At 63.7% G+C, this 17,816-nt stretch carries 19 protein-coding genes; 10 read left to right on the top strand and 9 right to left on the bottom strand.

The genetic code is table 11. The annotated features are described in order from the left end of the window. Positions 1-299: 299 nt before the first annotated feature. From katG to LY622_RS10455, 6 genes are all read left to right on the top strand, one after another. Complete coding sequence (katG, locus tag LY622_RS10480; protein ID WP_255762542.1) at positions 300-2,522, top strand: catalase/peroxidase HPI; 2,223 nt, start codon at positions 300-302, stop codon at positions 2,520-2,522. A 133-nt stretch (positions 2,523-2,655) separates the two neighbouring features. After that, entirely contained in the window at positions 2,656-2,904 is a 249-nt protein-coding gene (locus LY622_RS10475; RefSeq protein WP_114573115.1) for a hypothetical protein, read from the top strand. 430 nt (positions 2,905-3,334) lie between these two features. Next, complete coding sequence (locus tag LY622_RS10470; RefSeq protein ID WP_234290848.1) at positions 3,335-4,495, top strand: Fic family protein; 1,161 nt, start codon at positions 3,335-3,337, stop codon at positions 4,493-4,495. A gap of 186 nt (positions 4,496-4,681) precedes the next feature. Beyond that, positions 4,682-5,035 carry a hypothetical protein gene (locus tag LY622_RS10465; RefSeq protein WP_234290847.1) on the top strand — a complete coding sequence of 118 codons (354 nt, stop codon included), beginning with the start codon at positions 4,682-4,684 and terminating at the stop codon, positions 5,033-5,035. A 12-nt stretch (positions 5,036-5,047) separates the two neighbouring features. Further along, positions 5,048-5,281 (top strand): hypothetical protein, encoded by a 234-nt coding sequence (locus tag LY622_RS10460; RefSeq protein WP_234290846.1) that lies wholly within the window; start codon positions 5,048-5,050, stop codon positions 5,279-5,281. A gap of 7 nt (positions 5,282-5,288) precedes the next feature. Next, positions 5,289-5,486 carry a hypothetical protein gene (locus LY622_RS10455; RefSeq protein WP_234290845.1) on the top strand — a complete coding sequence of 66 codons (198 nt, stop codon included), beginning with the start codon at positions 5,289-5,291 and terminating at the stop codon, positions 5,484-5,486. Between the two features lie 85 nt (positions 5,487-5,571). Here LY622_RS10455 and LY622_RS10450 read toward each other — a convergent pair whose 3' ends face one another. The 4 genes from LY622_RS10450 to LY622_RS10435 all read right to left on the bottom strand — a co-directional run bounded on the left by LY622_RS10450 (position 5,572) and on the right by LY622_RS10435 (position 7,765). Further along, entirely contained in the window at positions 5,572-5,889 is a 318-nt protein-coding gene (locus tag LY622_RS10450; protein ID WP_234290844.1) for a CcdB family protein, read from the bottom strand. Continuing rightward, positions 5,889-6,134 (bottom strand): type II toxin-antitoxin system CcdA family antitoxin, encoded by a 246-nt coding sequence (locus LY622_RS10445; protein WP_234290843.1) that lies wholly within the window; start codon positions 6,132-6,134, stop codon positions 5,889-5,891. Before LY622_RS10445 ends, LY622_RS10450 begins: the two co-directional genes overlap by 1 nt. A gap of 166 nt (positions 6,135-6,300) precedes the next feature. Next, positions 6,301-7,179 (bottom strand): alpha/beta fold hydrolase, encoded by an 879-nt coding sequence (locus LY622_RS10440; RefSeq protein WP_234290842.1) that lies wholly within the window; start codon positions 7,177-7,179, stop codon positions 6,301-6,303. A gap of 163 nt (positions 7,180-7,342) precedes the next feature. Next, positions 7,343-7,765, bottom strand: coding sequence for a phasin family protein (locus LY622_RS10435; protein WP_234290841.1), 423 nt, complete (start codon positions 7,763-7,765; stop codon positions 7,343-7,345). Positions 7,766-8,098: 333 nt separating this feature from the next. Between LY622_RS10435 and LY622_RS10430 the strand changes: the two genes are divergently transcribed. Next, positions 8,099-8,317 carry a hypothetical protein gene (locus LY622_RS10430; RefSeq protein WP_027962492.1) on the top strand — a complete coding sequence of 73 codons (219 nt, stop codon included), beginning with the start codon at positions 8,099-8,101 and terminating at the stop codon, positions 8,315-8,317. 102 nt (positions 8,318-8,419) lie between these two features. Here the strand turns inward: LY622_RS10430 and LY622_RS10425 are convergent, their stop codons facing one another. Together LY622_RS10425 and LY622_RS10420 are read right to left on the bottom strand one after the other, a co-directional pair. Next, positions 8,420-11,722: an AAA family ATPase gene (locus LY622_RS10425; protein WP_234290840.1), complete on the bottom strand. Its 3,303-nt coding sequence runs from the start codon at positions 11,720-11,722 to the stop codon at positions 8,420-8,422. Then, a complete protein-coding gene (locus LY622_RS10420) occupies positions 11,719-13,023 on the bottom strand; it encodes an exonuclease SbcCD subunit D (RefSeq protein ID WP_234290839.1) in 1,305 nt (434 codons plus the stop codon). The genes LY622_RS10425 and LY622_RS10420 overlap by 4 nt, the downstream gene beginning before the upstream one ends. 83 nt (positions 13,024-13,106) lie before the next feature. Between LY622_RS10420 and nfi the strand changes: the two genes are divergently transcribed. Next, positions 13,107-13,784 (top strand): deoxyribonuclease V, encoded by a 678-nt coding sequence (gene nfi / locus LY622_RS10415; protein WP_234290838.1) that lies wholly within the window; start codon positions 13,107-13,109, stop codon positions 13,782-13,784. Positions 13,785-13,856: 72 nt separating this feature from the next. Beyond that, on the top strand, positions 13,857-14,417 hold the full coding sequence (locus tag LY622_RS10410) for a DUF1415 domain-containing protein (RefSeq protein ID WP_234290837.1): 561 nt from the start codon (positions 13,857-13,859) through the stop codon (positions 14,415-14,417). 15 nt (positions 14,418-14,432) lie between these two features. Here LY622_RS10410 and LY622_RS10405 read toward each other — a convergent pair whose 3' ends face one another. Next, complete coding sequence (locus tag LY622_RS10405) at positions 14,433-15,323, bottom strand: aldo/keto reductase (RefSeq protein ID WP_234290836.1); 891 nt, start codon at positions 15,321-15,323, stop codon at positions 14,433-14,435. Between the two features lie 167 nt (positions 15,324-15,490). Here LY622_RS10405 and LY622_RS10400 point away from each other — a divergent pair, with 167 nt between their 5' ends. Beyond that, entirely contained in the window at positions 15,491-15,922 is a 432-nt protein-coding gene (locus LY622_RS10400) for an OsmC family protein (protein ID WP_234280814.1), read from the top strand. Between the two features lie 70 nt (positions 15,923-15,992). Here LY622_RS10400 and LY622_RS10395 read toward each other — a convergent pair whose 3' ends face one another. Beyond that, positions 15,993-16,688, bottom strand: coding sequence for a gamma-glutamyl-gamma-aminobutyrate hydrolase family protein (locus LY622_RS10395; protein WP_234290835.1), 696 nt, complete (start codon positions 16,686-16,688; stop codon positions 15,993-15,995). Continuing rightward, positions 16,685-17,704 carry an amidoligase family protein gene (locus tag LY622_RS10390; RefSeq protein ID WP_234290834.1) on the bottom strand — a complete coding sequence of 340 codons (1,020 nt, stop codon included), beginning with the start codon at positions 17,702-17,704 and terminating at the stop codon, positions 16,685-16,687. Before LY622_RS10390 ends, LY622_RS10395 begins: the two co-directional genes overlap by 4 nt. Positions 17,705-17,816 lie beyond the last annotated feature (112 nt).

The following is a 17,816-nucleotide window of genomic DNA, read 5'->3' as shown; positions in this document are numbered from 1 at the left end:
TAGCGTACCACGCTCGCGATAAGCGGGCAGGCATGCGGTGTGGGGGCGTGTGCCGATCGTTTTTCATATCCCGAGCGACTCCAGGACAGTCCTTCCAATAAACTATTGAACTGTAAGCTGTCATTGGAAATAGCTATTGATCGGTTGTCGAAAATCAAATCCCGTACCGGCCAGCAAAGCTGTTATACCTATTCTTACATAAGGAAAAGCAAAGAACTTGCCTCGCTGACCGTCATGGAGCGATGGATTTTACATCGAGGCTGTAGCCATTAAAGCAGCAGTGATACGTGGAGAGCGATATGGATCAGAAAGTAGACAGCACCGGGGGCAAGTGCCCTGTCATGCATGGGTCGCGTACCAGCCAGGGGGACACGGGAAAATCGATACATGACTGGTGGCCCAACCAGCTGAACCTGAACATCCTTCATCAGCACTCCCCGAAATCCAATCCATTGGGCGTGGATTTCAACTATGGCGACGCGTTCGAGCAGCTCGATCTGGCCGCGGTGAAAAAGGACCTCGAGGCCCTGATGACCGACTCCCAGGAGTGGTGGCCGGCCGACTACGGGCACTATGGTCCCTTCTTCATTCGCATGGCGTGGCACAGCGCAGGAACGTACCGGGTGGGGGACGGCCGGGGCGGCGCCGGTACCGGCTCGCAGCGTTTTGCGCCGATCAACAGCTGGCCGGACAACGGCAACCTGGACAAGGCGCGTCGCCTGCTGTGGCCGATCAAGCAGAAGTACGGCAACAAGCTCTCCTGGGCCGACCTCTATATCCTCACGGGGAATGTCGCCCTGGAATCCATGGGCTTCAAGACCTTTGGATTCGCCGGTGGTCGCGAGGACATCTATCAGCCGGAAGAGGACATCTACTGGGGGGCCGAGGAGGAGTGGCTCGCCACGAGTGACAAGGCCAACAGTCGTTACAGCGGTGAACGGGATCTCGAAAACCCGCTGGCTGCGGTGCAGATGGGCCTGATCTACGTCAACCCGGAAGGCCCGGACGGCAATCCGGATCCGCTCGCCTCGGCCAAGGACATTCGTGAAACCTTTGCCCGCATGGCGATGAACGACTATGAGACGGTAGCCCTGACCGCCGGTGGCCACACCTTCGGCAAGACCCACGGCGCCGGTGATCCGGCCAATGTGGGGTCCGAGCCGGAAGCCGCGCCGATCGAGGAGATGGGCTTCGGCTGGAAGAGCAGCTACAAGAGCGGCAAGGGCCGCGATGCCATTACCAGTGGTCTGGAGGGAGCCTGGACGCCGACACCCACCAAGTGGGACATGAGCTATTTCGACGTGCTGTTCGGCTATGAGTGGGAGTTGACCAGGAGCCCGGCCGGTGCTCAGCAGTGGCAGCCGAAGGGCCTGGCCGAGAAGGACATGGCGCCGGATGTCGAAGATGCCTCCCGGCGCGTGCCGATCATGATGTCCACCGCTGACATGGCCATGCGCGAAGACCCGGAGTACCGCAAGATCTCCGAGCACTTCCACAAGAATCCGGAAGAGTTCGCCGATGCCTTCGCCCGGGCCTGGTTCAAGCTGACCCACCGCGACATGGGCCCGAAGTCACGCTATCTCGGCCCGGAAGTGCCGGCGGAGGATCTGATCTGGCAGGACCCGGTACCCGCTGTCGATCATGAGCTGGTCAATGCACAGGACATTGCCAGCCTCAAGGGCAAGATCCTTGGCTCCGGTCTCTCCGTTGCCGAGCTGGTGTACACCGCCTGGTCGTCGGCTTCCACTTTCCGCGGTTCCGACATGCGTGGTGGGGCCAACGGTGCGCGTATTCGCCTTGCACCGCAGAAGGATTGGGAGGCCAACCAGCCCGAGCAACTGGCCAAGGTATTGAAGACGCTGGAGAGCATTCAGGGCGACTTCAATGCAAGCCAGTCCGGCAAGCGGGTCTCGCTGGCCGACCTGATCGTGCTGGGTGGCTGTGCTGCCATCGAGAAGGCGGCAAAGGATGCCGGCCACACTATCGAAGTGCCGTTCTCGCCGGGGCGCACCGATGCTACCGACGAGCAGACCGATGCCGAATCCTTCGAATGGCTGCGCCCGGAGGCCGACGGCTTCCGCAACTACCGTCGGGCCCGCTTCACCGTTTCCGACGAGGAGATGCTGATCGACAAGGCTCAGTTGCTGGGGCTCTCCGCGCCGGAGACGACGGCGCTGGTGGGTGGCCTGCGGGTGCTGGAAGCCAACCACGGCAACGTGCGCCACGGCGTGTTCACCGCCCGTCCGGGTATCCTGACCAACGACTTCTTCGTCAATGTGGTCGACATGAACACGCAGTGGCAGCCCACCTCGGTGGATGCCGACGTGTTCGAAGGCCGCGACCGCAGGAGCGGCGAGTTGAAGTGGACCGGAACGCGGGTAGACCTGATCTTCGGCTCCAACTCACAGCTACGGGCCATTGCTGAGATCTATGCGCAGGACGATGCCAAGGAGAAATTCGTCAAGGACTTCGTGGCGGCATGGGACAAGGTAATGAGCGCGGACCGCTTCGACCTGGCCTGATCGTGGTCGAACGACAGGTGGCAGAGGCGCCCCGGCAACGGGGCGCTTTTTTAATCTGAAAGGGAGCTGCCAGGGAGGTCACCGACATGGTCTATGCTGAATGTGAATCCTTGAGCAGATTGAGGAGATGGGCATGCTGAATAAGCTGGGAATAGCCTTGTACTTTCTCTTTTGGGCAGCAGCCATCGTTGTGCTTTTCGCTCTGATGGCTGGCCTGGTCTATCTGATTGCTATCGATCAACAGCCCATAAGCTGGAATCTTGTCTCAGGCAGCCTGTTCTTTATCATACTTGCCGGAATTTTCTGGGTCTGCGCCCAGGTAGCAAGGCACTGTCTGACAGATGGAAGCTCAGCGCCACCGGACAGGCATGCATCGCCTTGATGAGAGCGTCAGGGCCTGGAGGCCGATAGATAGAATGAAGGCCGAGTGAAGTGTCACTCGGCCTTTGTCATTTTGAAACCAGTAGAAAACTGCCGGTAGAGCAGCCCCTGGCACGGGATCGACCACGGCGGACTGAAGCAGCTCGACGCCGTGCTGGGCAACCACCTCGATGAGGTGCGGGAGGCCCTTGACGACCCGCTATGGGAGGCGAGCTGAGTCGTCCAGGATATCGACATATCTCCATACATGTTCAAGAAATGCGATCTCTTCGACACGCTCCTGGGGTGTGTCGATGGCATTGACACGTCAGTGGCTGAGTGGTGACGAAACTAAAATAACATCAGCGCTTATTTTAATTTCGCCCTCAAGTTAAAATAAGACCTGACGCTATTTTACCCAAGCCCGCTTTCGAAGCGGTCAGGTGGAGCCCATGGATCGCGGATTGACAGGCCACTACGTAGACACCATTGCCGGAGGGGTACGCTGCCAGGCGTTCATTCCCGACCCACTGCCGCCTCGGCCGCCCTTGGTGCTGGACGGCAAACTGCAGAACCGTCTCAGCCACGCGATGCTGGCGCTGGGGCGTCTCGATGCCATCAGCACCTTGCTGCCCGATGCCTCACTCTTCCTCTATAGCTATGTGCGCAAGGAGGCGGTCATGTCGTCTCAGATCGAGGGCACTCAATCGTCGCTCAGCGATTTGATGCTCTACGAGATGGAGGGCATGCCGGGGGTGCCCATGGACGACGTGCAGGAGGTCTCCTGCTACGTGAACGCCTTGACCTTGGGCGTGCAGCGTATCCGTGAGGGCTTTCCCATCAGCCATCGGCTAGTCATGGAGATGCATGCCGCGCTGATGACGTCGGGGCGTGGTATCAACCGTGGGCCGGGTGAATTTCGCAGCAATCAGGTATGGCTGGGAGGGCACCGCCCCGATGAAGCAGTTTTTGTCCCGCCACCACCTCAGCACATTGCAGATTGCTGGTCGGCGCTTGAGGGGTTCGTCAACGACATTCCCGAATCCACCGACCCGCTTATCAAGGCAGCACTGACCCATGTACAGTTCGAGACCATCCACCCCTTCATGGATGGCAACGGGCGGTTAGGACGGCTGTTGATACCGCTGATCATGGTCGAGGCAGGCATCCTCCATGAACCGCTGCTTTACCTTTCGGTGTTCTTCAAGAAGTATCGCCAGACCTACTACGAGCGGTTGCAGCAAGTACGTGTGACCGGAGACTGGGAAGCCTGGTTACTGTTCTTCGTGGATGCCGTTGCCCATACAGCCACTCAGGCAGTGGCCACTGCCCAGCAACTCAACCAGCTGCGGGAGCAGGACAAGGCCCGCCTGGCAGAGCTGGGTCGCCAAGCCGGCTCGGCAGGCCTCTTGTTGGATGCGCTATTCCAGCAACCCATCGCCAATATCAATCATCTACGCCAGCGCACGGGTCTGACACCTGCGACAGTCGGCAAGTTGCTCACCGCATTGGAAAAAGAGTTCGGGATCGTTAACGAGCTTACCGGGCAGAAGCGTAATCGAATCTACGCCTACCGTGCCTATATCGACATTCTCAATCAGGACCCCTCATGACCCAGAACGATATCGTCCAGAAGCTGTGGAACCTCTGTTTCCGCCGAAGCGCTGCTGGCGCGGATCAAGGTGGAGAAGGCCAGGCAGAAGCCCGCGGACCGGCGGCGGAAGAAGAGTGCAGCGGAAACGACAGGCTAGTCGCCATATCTAGAAATCAACCTGTCGAATGGAGGGGAGGGAAAACCTATGTTGAATCGATCAGCTCTATTACTGCGCTACAAGGCCCCTGCCGTGCAGTGGATCAACGATGCCGATCCCTCGCCGGGGGGCAGCCCAGTCACCGCGGAAGAGGTCAACCACGACCGCATCGTCTACCTGGTGAGCGATGAGGTATCCGAATCGCCCGAGGAGGTCAGGCGGTGGGTCAAGGCCAACTGGCGCAACCTGTTCGAGTCGGAGCTGGAGGCGTGGTACACCGTCCCTTCGCTTTGGCCAAAGCGTACCCTGAAACGTTTCGATGAGTGGTTTGAGGTCGAGTGTCACAGCATGATGATCGATACGCTGGGTACGCCCATCGTCGACGATGAGGCGGCAGAATAACCGGGAGACGCCATGAAGCCCTTTTCCATCCTGCTGATCCGAGTGCTGGGCCTTTACCTCTTTCTGAAGACGCTGTTCTCGGTGCTACCAGCGCTGTTAGGGCCCATGGGCAGCGAGTTCTGGTCTGTCGCGGTGTTACCGATGCTGATTGCTACGGTGGCCGTGCCGATGCTGGGCGGCGTATTGCTGTGGTGCTTCGCCGGCCGCCTGGCTGCATGGCGATGGCGAGGTTCGTGTCAAGGATGACGACCTGGTGCGGGCCGGTACCTTCCTGATTGGCGTCTATCTGGTGGTGCGCCACGTCGGCGTGTTGGTGGGGGTGTACTCTACGTCCGGCACCGTGGCCTATGACGCCTTGGTCGTCGTGGTCGCGGGCCTGGGCATGATGCTGGGCGGGGGACCTCTCGTGGTGTTCTACCGCAGGGTCAAGTATATGGGTGCGGATAGGTAGCGAAGGGCGAAAGCTGCTGGGCTGAGGTGAGAGACCTGGTGGAGGGAAGGCACCTTCGTTAGCGATAGCATACTCGCTGATCGCATCAGATGCCTGACATAAGGAAATCGATGGAAGCAATTATCTGCTCTCTATAGCTGCCAAGATCATGAACGGTTTTGCCGAGACGTTTTCTTTCGATACCTGCAAGCTCCTGTGTCATGGCGACATAGCGCCTGCCGTCGATTTCGAGGCTTGGATTCAGATGAGAAAGGCGCATGTTTTCGGCCAGGTCGGCAGGGCATAGAGGTACGACCACGGTCGTTCGGAGTTCGCCAAGCAAGTCACTCTGGATATCGAGAAGGTAGGGGTAACGTTCACGCGAGGCCGGGTTGCGGTTCTGGTAGGCGTGGAACTGGGTCATCAGAACTGCCGCTCGTTATCACCGAAGGTGCCGTGCTTCTCAGTGTATTGATTGTAGGCACTGATGGCGTCAGCGTTTTCTCGCCGCCACCGCTCGCGCTGCTCCGCACGCACCTTTTCAGATAGGGCGTTTTCGAACGTCGCTGACAGGTTGATCCCGAGATGCCTCGCCTGCTGAAGCAGGTCGCTGTTGATGCTCACGTTGGTGGCCTTCTTAGGGGCTTGTACATCGTAGGACTGGCTCACTGAAATGGCCTCGCAGGGGCTATGCGCATAAGATATGCGCATAGTGTTCGTTCGGCAAGGTTGGATGTCGCATCTTGTAGCGTGGTGCTATGAAACTTCCCAGCCTGGTAGCTAACATTCTTGCCAGCGAGCTCTGCTGGCTCTGGACCTGGCACCCTCGGCTGTCTCATGGTGGCGTGCCGATCATCCGCTCCAGCTCACGGTTGAAAGCCTCCGGCCTGGCCATGTGCAGGAAGTGGTCGGTGTCTTCCATGATAACGGCATCGAACTCGGGCAGGAGCTGCCGGTTGGCTTCGATGTCAGTCGGCCACAGGTCGGAGTTGATAGCCATCACGGGTATCGTCAGCTCCCTGAAATGCCGTGCCGCTTCACCATCGGCATGCCGCGCTAGCATATCTTCCATGGCGCTGATGGCCACCTCCGGCGGAGCGGCCGCCATGTCATGCATGACCCAGTCGCGGAGCTTGGGGTCGGTGCTCTCGATGAACATCGATGCGACGAACTGGCGTGCGGCCGGTGCAAAGTCTTGCTGGAGCGGTTCCAGCATCCCGTCGCGCTGTTCCTGGCTGATCTCCGAGGCCACGTGGTGGAAGGTGTCGACGCCCACGATCCCGATCACGCGCTCCGGCATCAGGCGTGCCGCTTCCACGCTGACCGGGCCGCCCATGGAGTGTCCGATGAGGATCGCCTGCTCCACTTCCAGGTCGTCCAGTACCGCCTTCACGTCCTCCCCGAAGGCTGGCGTAGTGAAGGACTCACGCTCCAGGCCAGAGTGGCCGTGCCCGGCAAGGTCGACCGTCACCACTCTATGAGTCTGCGAAAAGTACGGTAGCTGCCCGCGCCAGTACCGCCCATCGCCGCTCCAGCCATGAATGAAGACGAGCGTCGGTTCGCCGCTGCCCTGCACCTCGTAGGCAATCGGCACGCCGTCCGCCGATTCGGCCATCCGCGGCCAGTTGACTTCGTCTGCCAGCGCCGGGCTGGCAAGCGCCAACAGCAGCACCAGGCCCAGGTAACGCATGCCGTGCAATGCAAATCCCCTCATGACGCCTCCCTTGAGTTTACCTGACTCATCCAGCATAGCCGAGCCAGCCGCGTCGTTTCGCGGAACTTGCGATCTGCTACCCCCCGATCGAAAACAGGCCGCCGATCATGGATCGGCGGCCTGGGATGTGGCGTCTTCGTGGCCCCCGGGCGGGGGCAAAGGCTTACTTGGCCTTGGGAGCGGCTTCCTTGACGGCCTTGGTGGCGGTCTCGGTAGTCTCTTTGGCGCTTTCCTTGGCCTGCTCGACGCTGTTTTCGGTCAGCTTCTGGCTTTCCTGAGCGAATTCCTGCTGCAGGGTCACTACCTTCTCGGCATCGCCCTTCAGGCGCTCAGTCAGGTCCTGGACCACCTGCTGCTGGCCTTCCAGATAGCTCTTCAGGCCTTCGGCGTCCTTGACCTCTGTCAGGCTGCGCAGCTGCGTCAGGTTGATGTCGGCATAGGCTTTGGTGGCCTCAAGCTGGGTATTGATCAGCTTTTCGGTGAAGTCGACGGAGAGGGCGGCGAAGGCGCGCGCCGGGGCGAAGAAAACGGACTCAAGCTGGGCGGTGTCAAATTGCTTTGCGTCGAATGCGAATGCGTTGGTCATGATGAGAACCTCCGGGGTTCTGAATGCGATGGAACGGGAGATTTCCGTTCTGCTGCATTGCACAATAACAAGAATTTTTGTGCAGTGCAACATAGTCCGAGGATGCCGCCCCACTGACTCGTCCGAGGATGGCGCCCCACCCTGGTCCAGCTCATGGGACGAATTCCACAACCAACGACGAAGAGCCGGAAAAATATAGCCGATTACCCTGCAAGGCGTTTGCTGCTGGACCCCTCATCGCGCTGGTTTCAAGGTATGGTGGTGGCAGCATGAAGACGCACCGAGCCGGCCTTGGCAGGTGTTGTTCTGTTTTCTTTGATATAGGAGAAGCCCATGCAAGATATAAGACGTCTTGAGGTTGGCATGACCACAAAGATTGGTACTGATCAGGTGAAGGAGCCTGAGGTGGGCAGGGAATATGTCCGGGGGCTCGATTCCAATAGCTGGCTCCTGTTTACCGAAGATCCGGCTGAGGATCGCCCAGTTGTTGTTCGCATTGATAGCATCGACGGTGATGTGTGCCACTGCACGGTCACAAGAAAGCTAAGTTGATTGCGGTTGTCCTGATGCACGTAAAAAATGTCTATCGGGATAGGGAGTTGGAGGAAGTGAGTCGGCTGCCGGGTCAACTCCCGGCGCGCCGAGCTATTCTCTTCAAGCACTCACCAGCCTTGCCCGGCTGGCGCCGTTGCCCAGCGGTTCCACCTTGATCTGCACCGGTATGCGTTCATGCATCTCCTGGATATGCGAGATCACGCCGACGCGCCGTCCCTGGGCCTGCAGGCCGTCGAGGGCGTCCATGGCGAGTGCCAGCGACTGCGGGTCGAGGCTGCCGAAGCCTTCGTCGATGAACAGCGACTCGATCACCAGGTTGCCCGAGGCCATCGAGGCCAGGCCCAGGGCCAGTGCCAGGGAGACGAGGAAGGTTTCGCCGCCGGAGAGGGAGTGCGCGGAACGCTGCTCGTCGCCCATGTCATGATCGATGACCAGCATGCCCAGCGGACTACCGCCCCGCGCCAGGCGATAGCGTGGGGCGAGGTTGGCCAGGTGGGCGTTGGCGTGGTCGAGCAGCAGTTCCAGGTTGTAGGCCTGGGCGATGCGGCGGAAGGCCTTGCCGTCGGCGGAACCGATCAGTTCGCTGATGCGCCCCCAGCGGTGATGCTCGGTGCGCGCCGCTTCCAGTTCGGCCTGGCCAGCCTGTTGGCGTGCCCGGCGGCGGTCGTCGTCGCGCAGGGCATGAACGGCGTCGTCCCGCGCTCGTTGGGCCTCGGCCAGCCTGGGTTCAAGGGCTTGTCGTTCGGCTGCCAGGGCGTCACGGCGCCTGGCGATCCTCGCTTCGCACGCTTCGCCCAGTAACTCATGGTCGCTTTCGTCATCGGCCAGCCCCTGGGCGCGGCGGTGGCGAAGCAGGGCGGTGCGGCGTTCGGCCAGGGTGGCGGCGGCGCGCTGGCTGGCCTCTTCCGCCGCCTGCAGCCGGGCTTCGTCGCGGTCGGCTTCCTCCTGAGGCTGGGCCAGCAGGCGGGCGAGGGTGGCATCGTCCAGCTCGGGGTGCGCCTGGCGCCACTCGCCGAGTGAGCGAGCGAGCTGGTCGCTCTCCTGCTGCAAGGCGCCGAGCTGCTGCTCCTGGTGGTCGAATAGCTGAGTCAGGCGTTGCAGCTCTTGCTCAGCAGCATGTTGGCGACTTAAGGCGGCATCCAGGGCCTGACGGGCCTGGGCCTCGGTGTGATCGAGTCGTTGCTGCCAGGCCTCCGGCGTGGCGTAGTCACCGAGCAGGGTGCGCAGGGCGGCGGCGGTCTCGTCATGCTGGCGCTGCAGGGCGGGGCGGCGTGCGTCCAGCTCGGCCAGCCGTGCCTCGGCGTTGGTCTTCTCGGTCGTCAGGCGCGTCAGCGCCAGCTCACCCTGGCGCAGCGACTCCTCCAGCGGTGCCAGTTCGGCCTCGGCGCGGTGGAGCCGTTCAAGGGTGGCCTGGTGGGTGTTGCGCTCGTTGCTGCTGTTCTGGCGCTGCCGGCTCAGCCAGGCGTCACGCTCGTCCGCCGCCACGGGGGTCAGTTCCTCCGTCAACGGGTGGGCATCGAGTGCCTGGCGAGCCGCTTGCAGACGCGCCTGGCCTGCCGGCTGCTCATTCTGGTGCTGCTGCAGGGTATCCCGCACCACCTTGTACTGCGCTTGCAGCTCCTGATGGGCATTCAGTGCCTGTTCGCAGTTCTGCCGGGCGTCATCGAGCTCGCGCTCCTCTGCGGCCTGTTGGGCGGCGAGCTGGGCCGCCTCGGGGGTGGCCGGGGGATGCTGGCGCCAGGGATGGTCGCGCCCGCCGCATACCGGACAGGGCTCGCCTTCCTGCAGGCCTTCGCGGAGCATCACCACACTGTCGCTCCGGGCGGCCCGGGCCCGTTCGATAAAGGCGCTCAGGCTGTCGTGGTGTGCCTGGCGCTCTTCCAGGCGCTGGCGGGCGGCCTGCCCCTCACGGGTCAGCGCCTCCAGGCGTTCATGGGCTTCGGCAAGACGCGTTTCGCGCTGCCGATGAGCGCGCTCGGCCTCGTGATACTCGCGCCAGACGCCCCGCAGTTCGCCCAGGGCAAGCTGGCGGCTGGCGGCACTGTCGTGGGCCTGCTGAATGGCCTGGCGGGCGGCAGGCTGGTAGGTGTGACTCCCCATCAATTCGGCCAGGGTGGCCTGCCACTGGCGCTGCTGCTCGAGCCGCTGCTGCTGCCTTTCATACTCCTGGCGGTGCTGCTCCCGGTGCCGAGCGGCCTGCTCCCGAGCACGCTCGCATTCGGCAGTCAGCTCAGCCAGTTCGCGCCGCCGCTGGGTCAGGGCGTGGTGCTGTTCACGCGCCTGGTTCAGGTCGGGTTCGGCCTTGCGGCGCGCTTCAATGGCCGCCTCCAGGGCCAGGGCGGCCTGGCGGTGGAGGCCGGTAGCGTCCTGCGCTTCCTGCTGGGCCCGAGCCAGCGCCTGGCGGGTGGTGTCGCGGGCATGCTCTGCCTCGGCGATCAGCTCGGGCAGGCGGGCCTGACGGGAGAGGTCCTGGCGGCGGGGAGCCATCAGGCGGCGCCACCGGCGGTCAGCACGCTGCTCAGCCAGCGCTTGCCAATGGGTGTCGGCTGCCTGCTGCTGGTCCCATCCCTCGACATGGGCCGCCTTGAGGTGGGCGTCGTCGCTGTGCCAGCGCTGCTGTGCCTTGAGCGACTCCTCCTGCCTTTGCAGGTGAGTGAGGGCTTGCTGGGTGGTCTCGGAGTCGCGTTCCAGCTCGGCTCGTACGTCAGGGGTTGCGGGCAGATCGTCGGCCAGCCTGGCCAGCAGGGTATCGACGACGCCCTTCGCCTCCTTGGCGCGACGATAGGCGGCCATGGAGATGGCGGAGTATTCGGTGGTGCCGGTCAGTCGCTCCAGCAGGTCGCTGCGGTCGTTGTCATCGGCCTTGAGGAAGGCGGAAAATTCGCTCTGGGCCAGCAGCACGGCACGGGTGAACTGCTCGAAGCTAAGCCCCAGCACCTCGGGCAGGAGGCGGTCGAACTCCCGCTTCTGGGCGGTGAGAAGACGCCCGTCCTCGAGGTCGGTGAGCGATTGCTCGGCGGCCTGCAGGCGGCCTTCGGCCTTGTCGCGTGCCCGGCGCACCGCCCAGCGTGCCCGGTAGCGATGCCCATCCCGGCCGAGGAAATCGACCTCGGCGTAGCCGCCAGCCGCACCGCGGCGCAGCAGGGTGCGCGGGTCGAAGCTGGTCACGTCGCTGTCGCCGACGTCGGGCAGGCGCGCCTGGTCCTGGCGTGCCCCGCGCAGCCGTGGGGTGTTGCCGTAGAGCGCCAGGCAGAGGGCGTCGAGCAGGGTGCTCTTGCCGGCGCCGGTGGGACCGGTGATGGCGAAGAGGCCGGCGTCGGCCAGCGGCGGCTGGGTAAAATCCAGTTCGTGGTTGCCGGCCAGGGAGGCGAGGTTCTCGAGGCGAATGGCAAGGATCTTCATGGGTTGCCTTCCTCGCTGGGTGACGCGTGATGCAGCACCTCCTGGCACAGAGCGTCGAAGTCGCGCAGGGTGTCGGCGTCCGGCGTCGCGCCGTAGCGCTCCTGCCAGGCACGTTCGAACAGGGCGCAGGGGCCCAGGCTCTCCAGCGTTACCCGTGGGTCATGACCGGTGCCGGTAGCGGCGGGAAAGCGGGTGTGAATGCGCAGCAGGCGCACCGGGCAGTCGGCCAGCGCCGTCTCGATACGGTGGCGCAGGTCGGGGCGGGGGGCGTCGAGTTCGACGCGTACCTCGAGCCAGGGCCAGCACTCGCGGGGAGGGGTGTCCCCGGCCGAGGCTTCCTGCTCCGGCGTCGCTTTCTGGTCCTCGCGTGGCAGGACCTCCAGCTCGGTCAATACCTGGTCCAGCGGGGCGGGGCCGACACGCAGGAGTTCCACCGCCCGGGGAATGGCAATCGACTCGCTGCCGACCAGGGCCTCGCCCTCGAGGGTGACCTCCACCACCTGGTGTGGATAGTTCACCTCGCTGAAGTCCATCGGCAGGGGGCTGCCGCTGTAGCGGATGCGCGGCTCGCCGACCTGCTGCGGACGGTGCAGGTGGCCCAGTGCCACGTAGGCGATGTCGTCGGGAAACAGCGCCGCCGAGATCGACTCCTCGCCGCCGATCACGATGGGCCGCTCGCTGTGCTCGGAGACTTGGGCGCCGCGCAGGTGGGCGTGGCTCATGGCCACCAGTGCCTGCCCGGGCCGGCGCTGCCGGCGGGCGGCGTCGATCAGTTCCCGATGGACGCGCTGGATACCGGCGATGTAGCCGCCTTCGTGTTCGCCGTCGGTCGCGCTCTCGCGCCGGTTGCCGGTGACCTCGGCGGGGCGCAGGAAGGGCAGCGCCAGGCACCAGGCGCGGGTCTCGCCATCGGCGTCGGTCAGTGGCACCAGCAGGCGCTCGGCGTCGAGGCTGCCGTCGTCGCACCAACTCACCCGGCCGAGGGCATGGGCATTGAGGCGGCGCATCAGTGGGCCGGGCAGTTCGATGCGGCTGCCGCTGTCGTGGTTGCCGGCGATCATCACGATATCGAGCCCGGGCAGGCGACGATGCGCCTCGACAATGAAGCCGTACAGCTGCTCCTGGGCGCGCAGGGAGGGGTTGACCACGTCGAACACATCGCCGGCGATCAGCAGGGCGTCGGGCTGTCGTGCCTCCAGGGTCTGGAGCAGCCAGTCGAGGAAGGCACCATGCTCGACATGGCGCTCCTGGCCGTGGAAGGTCTGGCCCAGGTGCCAGTCGGCGGTGTGGATCAGTTTCATCGAGCCTCTTCCCTGCTATGGTGACCAGCGACATGGAAGCGATAGTCTACGCGAGACACAAGGACGAATCAGGAGGCTCGAGCATGCCCGTCGCAGCGCTGCATGACTGGAACCTGACCCCGGAGGAGGCCATCGCGCTGCAGAAGCGCCTGGCCGGCAACATCGAACGGCAGGATCGGATCGACCCCGTGCGGCTTATCGCCGGGGTCGACATCGGCTTCGAAGAGGGTGGGGAGGTGACCCGGGCCGCGGTGGTGGCACTGAGCTGGCCGACCCTTGCGCCGGTGGAGCAGGTGGTCCACCGCGAGCCGACCCGCATGCCCTATGTGCCCGGCCTGCTGTCGTTTCGTGAGATCCCGGCGGCGCTGGCGGCCTTCGCCCTGCTCACCACCCGGCCCGAGCTGGTCATGGTCGACGGCCAGGGTATCGCCCATCCGCGTCGCCTGGGGGTGGCCTCGCACCTGGGGCTGTGGCTCGACCTGCCGACCATCGGCGTGGCCAAGTCGCGGCTCTGCGGCACCCACGGCGAGGTGCCCGAGGCGAAGGGGGAGTGGACGCCGCTGCGTCATCGCGGCGAGACCATCGGCGCGGTGCTGCGCTCTCGCCTGGGGGTGAAGCCGCTCTATATTTCGCTCGGCCATCGTATATCGCTTGAGACTTCGCTCGACTGGGTGGTGCGCTGCCTGGGACGCACCAAGCTGCCCGAACCGACGCGGCTGGCCGACCGGTTGGCCTCGCGGCGTGACGAGAAAAGTCGCTGAGGGTCGCCTTGGGCTTTGCATTCCTTGCCGCCGCGTTCGAACATGGGGTTCCGTCACCTGCCGAGCCCTGCCATGTCCGCTTCGATTAGCCCCGCCCTCGCCGCTACCCGCACCTGGGTCGAGAGCTTCGTGGTCGCCCACGACGTCTGCCCCTTCGCCGGTCGGGAGCTTGCCCGCGACACCATTCGCTATACGGAAGTGGAGGACAGCGAGTGGGAGCCGGCCCTGCTGACGCTGATCGAAGAGTGCCATCGCCTCGACGAGACCCCGGCGATCGAGACCACCCTGCTGGTGCTGCGTCATGGCCTGGGGGATTTCGACGACTACCTCGATTTCCTGGCCGTCGCCGAAGCATTGATGGCCGACCAGGGGTATGAAGGCATCTATCAACTGGCCAGTTTCCATCCCGACTACTGTTTCGAGGATGCCGAGCCGGACGACCCCGCCAACTACACCAATCGCTCCCCCTGGCCGATGCTGCACCTGCTGCGGGAGGCGAGCCTGGAACAGGTGCTGGCGCACTATGCTGACCCCGAGGCCATTCCCGAGCGCAATATCGAGGTGATGCGTCGCCTGGGCGCGGGACACCTGGCCGCCAATCTGGCCAAGCTGCGCGACAAGAACGCTTCCTGAGCGGTAACCACCTGCCTAGACGATATCCAGCGGCACCTTGCCTCTCGGCGCCGGAAAGGCATCGTCGAGCCGCGCCACGATTTCGTCGTCGAGCCGAATCGCCAACGCCGCGGCATTGTCTTCGACATGCGCCGGCTGCACCGCCTTGGGAATGGCGATGACGTCGCGACGCCCCTCGACCGGACGGGTGACCCAGGCCAGCAGCAGCTGGGCGGGGGTGATGCCCAGCCCATCGGCAAGCTCGCGGACCACAGGATGACCGAACAGGTCGTGGCGCAACTGGCCGGCCTGGGCCAGCGGGCAGTACGCCATCAGCGGCAGGTCGTGACGGCGTGCCCAGGGTCGCAGCGCCGTCTCGATGCCCCGGGAGCCGAGGTGGTAGAGCACCTGGTTGACCGCGCAGTCACCGCCGCCGGGCAGGGCATGGAGCGCATCGAGTTCATCGACGTCGAAGTTGGAGACGCCGAAGCGGCGAATCTTGCCCTGCTCGCGCAGTCGCTCGAAGGCCTCCAGGGTCTCCTCCAGGGGTATGCTGCCCGGCCAGTGCAGCAGGTAGAGGTCGAGGTGGTCGGTGCCCAGGCGGGAAAGGCTGCGTTCGCAGGCCTCGATGGCGCTTTGGCGACCGGCGTTCCAGGGGTAGACCTTGGAGACCAGGAAGGCCTGGGTGCGACGCCCGGCCAATGCCTCGCCGACGACCTCCTCGGCGCCTCCGTCGGCGTACATCTCGGCGGTATCGATCACGGTCATGCCGAGTTCGAGGCCTTGCTGCAGGGCACGGACCTCGTCGCGGTGAGGGGCCAGGCCTTCGCCCATGTACCAGGTTCCCTGGCCGATGACCGGCAGCTCGATGGCGGATTCGTGTGCCGTGGCGGGCAAGGTGACACGGGGAGTGCTAGGGTGTGTCATGGTATTGAGGCGCTCTTGGTTGAAAGAGAATGAAAAATATTTCCATATAATTGCGCAAAAGAAATGGCGAAGACAAGCCCATGCGCTATGGTGAGGGATGGTGGCGGCAAGCTCTGCCGTTCTCGCCATTCCTTATTGACCAGTTCCCATCATCGCAAGGAGTCGACATGAGCATGAAGAAATCCGCTAGCGCTGTCTGGCAGGGTAGTCTGAAAGAGGGACGCGGTCAGGTTTCGACCGAGAGCGGTGCGCTCAAGGAGGTGCCCTACAATTTCGGTCAGCGCTTCGAGGGCAAGCCGGGGTCCAATCCGGAAGAGCTGGTCGGCGCGGCCCACGCCGGGTGCTACTCCATGGCGCTGTCGATGATCATGGGGGAGGCAGGCCTCGAGCCCGAGAAGATCGAGACCGAAGCGACGGTCACGCTGAGCCAGGACGACGGTGGGTTCAGCATCAGCGCCGTGCATCTCAAGACACGGGTGCGTAGCCCGGGCGCCGACCAAGCCGCTTTCCAGGAAGCCGCCGACAAGGCCAAGGTGGGCTGCCCGGTCTCCAAGCTGTTGAATGCCGAAATCACGCTGGATGCCAAGCTGGAAAATTGATACCTCCCTGACAATCACGACTGCCAGCGGCCACCTTCGGGTGGCCGCTGTCGTTCGGGGCATTCGGCAGTCATTCGGCGTTCGCTGAGCGCTCAGCGGACATGCCGCGACGGGCCGCTTCGACCAGGGCGTGGATGAGCCGCTGCTGGGGGCGATTGAAGATCAGCCACTCCGGATGCCATTGCACACCGATCAGGAACTCGTGCTCCCGGGATTCGATGCCCTGGACCAGGCCGTCCCGGTCGCGGGCCACGATCTCGATGCCCGGCCCGGTCTGTTGGACGGCCTGGTGGTGAAGGCTGTTGATGCGGCACCAGGTAACCTTGAGGATACGATGCAGCTGGCTGTCGGCGACGATATCCACCGTCTTTCGAGGCAGTACGGTTCGGCGCCGTTTCAGCCCTTCATGGGTGGTATAGATGTCCGGGTCTAGGGTGCCACCCAGGTGGACATTGAGCAGTTGGGCGCCGCGACAGATGCCGAGCACCGGCTTTCCCTGGGGAACGAAACGCTCGATGAGCTCCAGTTCCAGCTCGTCCCGCTGGGGGTCCACCCGGACATCGAGTTGGACCTCGCCGCCGTAGAGGTGGGCCTGGATGTCGTCGCCACCGCCGATGATCAGGCCATCGAGGTAGGCCGGCAACGGGCGCGAGGGGGAGAGCCGCAGTGGGCGGCCGCCGTGGCGCCAGACGGCGAACCAGTCGAACCACCAGGCGATGCGGCTCTTGTAATCAGAGGTCGTGATTCCGATGAGGGGGCGGCTCATGAGGGGGTGCGGGCCTCCCGAATCCAGTCGCGCAGCTTTCCGACCCAGCGGATCAGGCGCGGCCGTGTGTGATAAGTGACAAAGGCCGCTGCCTGCTTGGTGAGGGCTTCGTGATCGGCCGCGAGGCGTTCGACCTCCACCCAGCGGTTCCACTCCACCACGGCACCCCAGCCGAGCTGTGACAGCTGAGCATTGGGCAGACGGTAGTGGAAGGTGGGGCGCGCCCTCACCAGCTTGTCGCGGAACAGCTCGTGCGGGTAATCCGGACGGAGAAAGGCAAACAGGGGGTAGAGGTCCAGCTCCCGGTTGCGGGTCGGGTTGAACGCGATGTAATCGGCGATCAGGCCATCGAGATCCGGGGCATAGTCGGGAGCCAGCACCTTGAGGGCGTAGGGCTTGGGAAAGGGGTTGGCGTGGGGCAGCACCTCGCGGGTGATGTCGATATCGATCTCCCGTCGCAGCCACTCCGCCATCAGCAGGTAGGCGCGCAGCTGCCCGAGAATGTCAGCGACGTCGAGGCTGGCCACCTCGGGGTTGAGGTGCAGGCCGAAGCCGTAGAGCAGGCTGGCATCGGTGCCCTTGGCACCATGGCTGCAGAGCGCCGTGAAGAGGGCGTCCAATTCACCGAGCTCGTCCCAGGGCACCGGCGGGCAGACGATTTCGGTCGGCACCAGGCCGGTGACGACATCGCCAATCAGTTGACGCGTCCGGTTATGGAAGTCCACCCGCATCTGATGCCGCTGGCGTTCCCATTCGCTCTCCTTGAGTGGCGCCTCCTCGAGCAGCTTCGCATCGGGGTGGGCATACTGCGTATCGAGTTCGATGACGAAGGTGCCCCAGCGTGTTCCTTCCACCTTGAAGCGATGGGGGCTCACCACGCTGATCTCACCGCCAAAGAGGCTATGCACCAGCTCGGCGGTTCCCAGGGGGGGCAGGCCGGCAAATTCGATTTCGACACCCACACATCGAGTTCTACCTTGATAGCTCAGCGGTGCGGGTGGTGATTGAGGCAGCATGGAGGCATCCTGTGCGAGTCGCGCGATCTTGGCGGCCAGCCTAGCATAGTGCTGAGCAGGCTCGGAGGAATCGGTGCTGGTTGGCTGCTGTCACAGGGCGAGGCAGCGAACA

Origin of the sequence: Halomonas alkalisoli (assembly GCF_021412585.1) — a bacterium.
In the GTDB taxonomy this organism is placed as follows: Bacteria; Pseudomonadota; Gammaproteobacteria; order Pseudomonadales; family Halomonadaceae; genus Halomonas; species Halomonas alkalisoli.
The sequence above is the reverse complement of the archived record's forward strand: the minus strand, read 5'-3'. Positions and strand labels throughout refer to the sequence as shown.

Excerpts from the sequence above, each read along its gene's own strand:
- LY622_RS10475 (WP_114573115.1), top strand. The coding sequence starts at position 2,656 with ATGCTGAATAAGCTGGGAATAGCCTTGTACTTTCTCTTTTGGGCAGCA.
- LY622_RS10395 (WP_234290835.1), bottom strand. The coding sequence starts at position 16,688 with ATGAGCCGCCCCCTCATCGGAATCACGACCTCTGATTACAAGAGCCGC.
- LY622_RS10460 (WP_234290846.1), top strand. The coding sequence starts at position 5,048 with ATGAAGCCCTTTTCCATCCTGCTGATCCGAGTGCTGGGCCTTTACCTC.
- LY622_RS10410 (WP_234290837.1), top strand. The coding sequence starts at position 13,857 with ATGTCCGCTTCGATTAGCCCCGCCCTCGCCGCTACCCGCACCTGGGTC.
- LY622_RS10470 (WP_234290848.1), top strand. The coding sequence starts at position 3,335 with ATGGATCGCGGATTGACAGGCCACTACGTAGACACCATTGCCGGAGGG.
- katG (WP_255762542.1), top strand. The coding sequence starts at position 300 with ATGGATCAGAAAGTAGACAGCACCGGGGGCAAGTGCCCTGTCATGCAT.
- LY622_RS10400 (WP_234280814.1), top strand. The coding sequence starts at position 15,491 with ATGAGCATGAAGAAATCCGCTAGCGCTGTCTGGCAGGGTAGTCTGAAA.
- LY622_RS10465 (WP_234290847.1), top strand. The coding sequence starts at position 4,682 with ATGTTGAATCGATCAGCTCTATTACTGCGCTACAAGGCCCCTGCCGTG.
- nfi (WP_234290838.1), top strand. The coding sequence starts at position 13,107 with ATGCCCGTCGCAGCGCTGCATGACTGGAACCTGACCCCGGAGGAGGCC.
- LY622_RS10390 (WP_234290834.1), bottom strand. The coding sequence starts at position 17,704 with ATGCTGCCTCAATCACCACCCGCACCGCTGAGCTATCAAGGTAGAACT.
- LY622_RS10430 (WP_027962492.1), top strand. The coding sequence starts at position 8,099 with ATGCAAGATATAAGACGTCTTGAGGTTGGCATGACCACAAAGATTGGT.
- LY622_RS10425 (WP_234290840.1), bottom strand. The coding sequence starts at position 11,722 with ATGAAGATCCTTGCCATTCGCCTCGAGAACCTCGCCTCCCTGGCCGGC.
- LY622_RS10440 (WP_234290842.1), bottom strand. The coding sequence starts at position 7,179 with ATGAGGGGATTTGCATTGCACGGCATGCGTTACCTGGGCCTGGTGCTG.
- LY622_RS10405 (WP_234290836.1), bottom strand. The coding sequence starts at position 15,323 with ATGACACACCCTAGCACTCCCCGTGTCACCTTGCCCGCCACGGCACAC.
- LY622_RS10420 (WP_234290839.1), bottom strand. The coding sequence starts at position 13,023 with ATGAAACTGATCCACACCGCCGACTGGCACCTGGGCCAGACCTTCCAC.
- LY622_RS10435 (WP_234290841.1), bottom strand. The coding sequence starts at position 7,765 with ATGACCAACGCATTCGCATTCGACGCAAAGCAATTTGACACCGCCCAG.
- LY622_RS10450 (WP_234290844.1), bottom strand. The coding sequence starts at position 5,889 with ATGACCCAGTTCCACGCCTACCAGAACCGCAACCCGGCCTCGCGTGAA.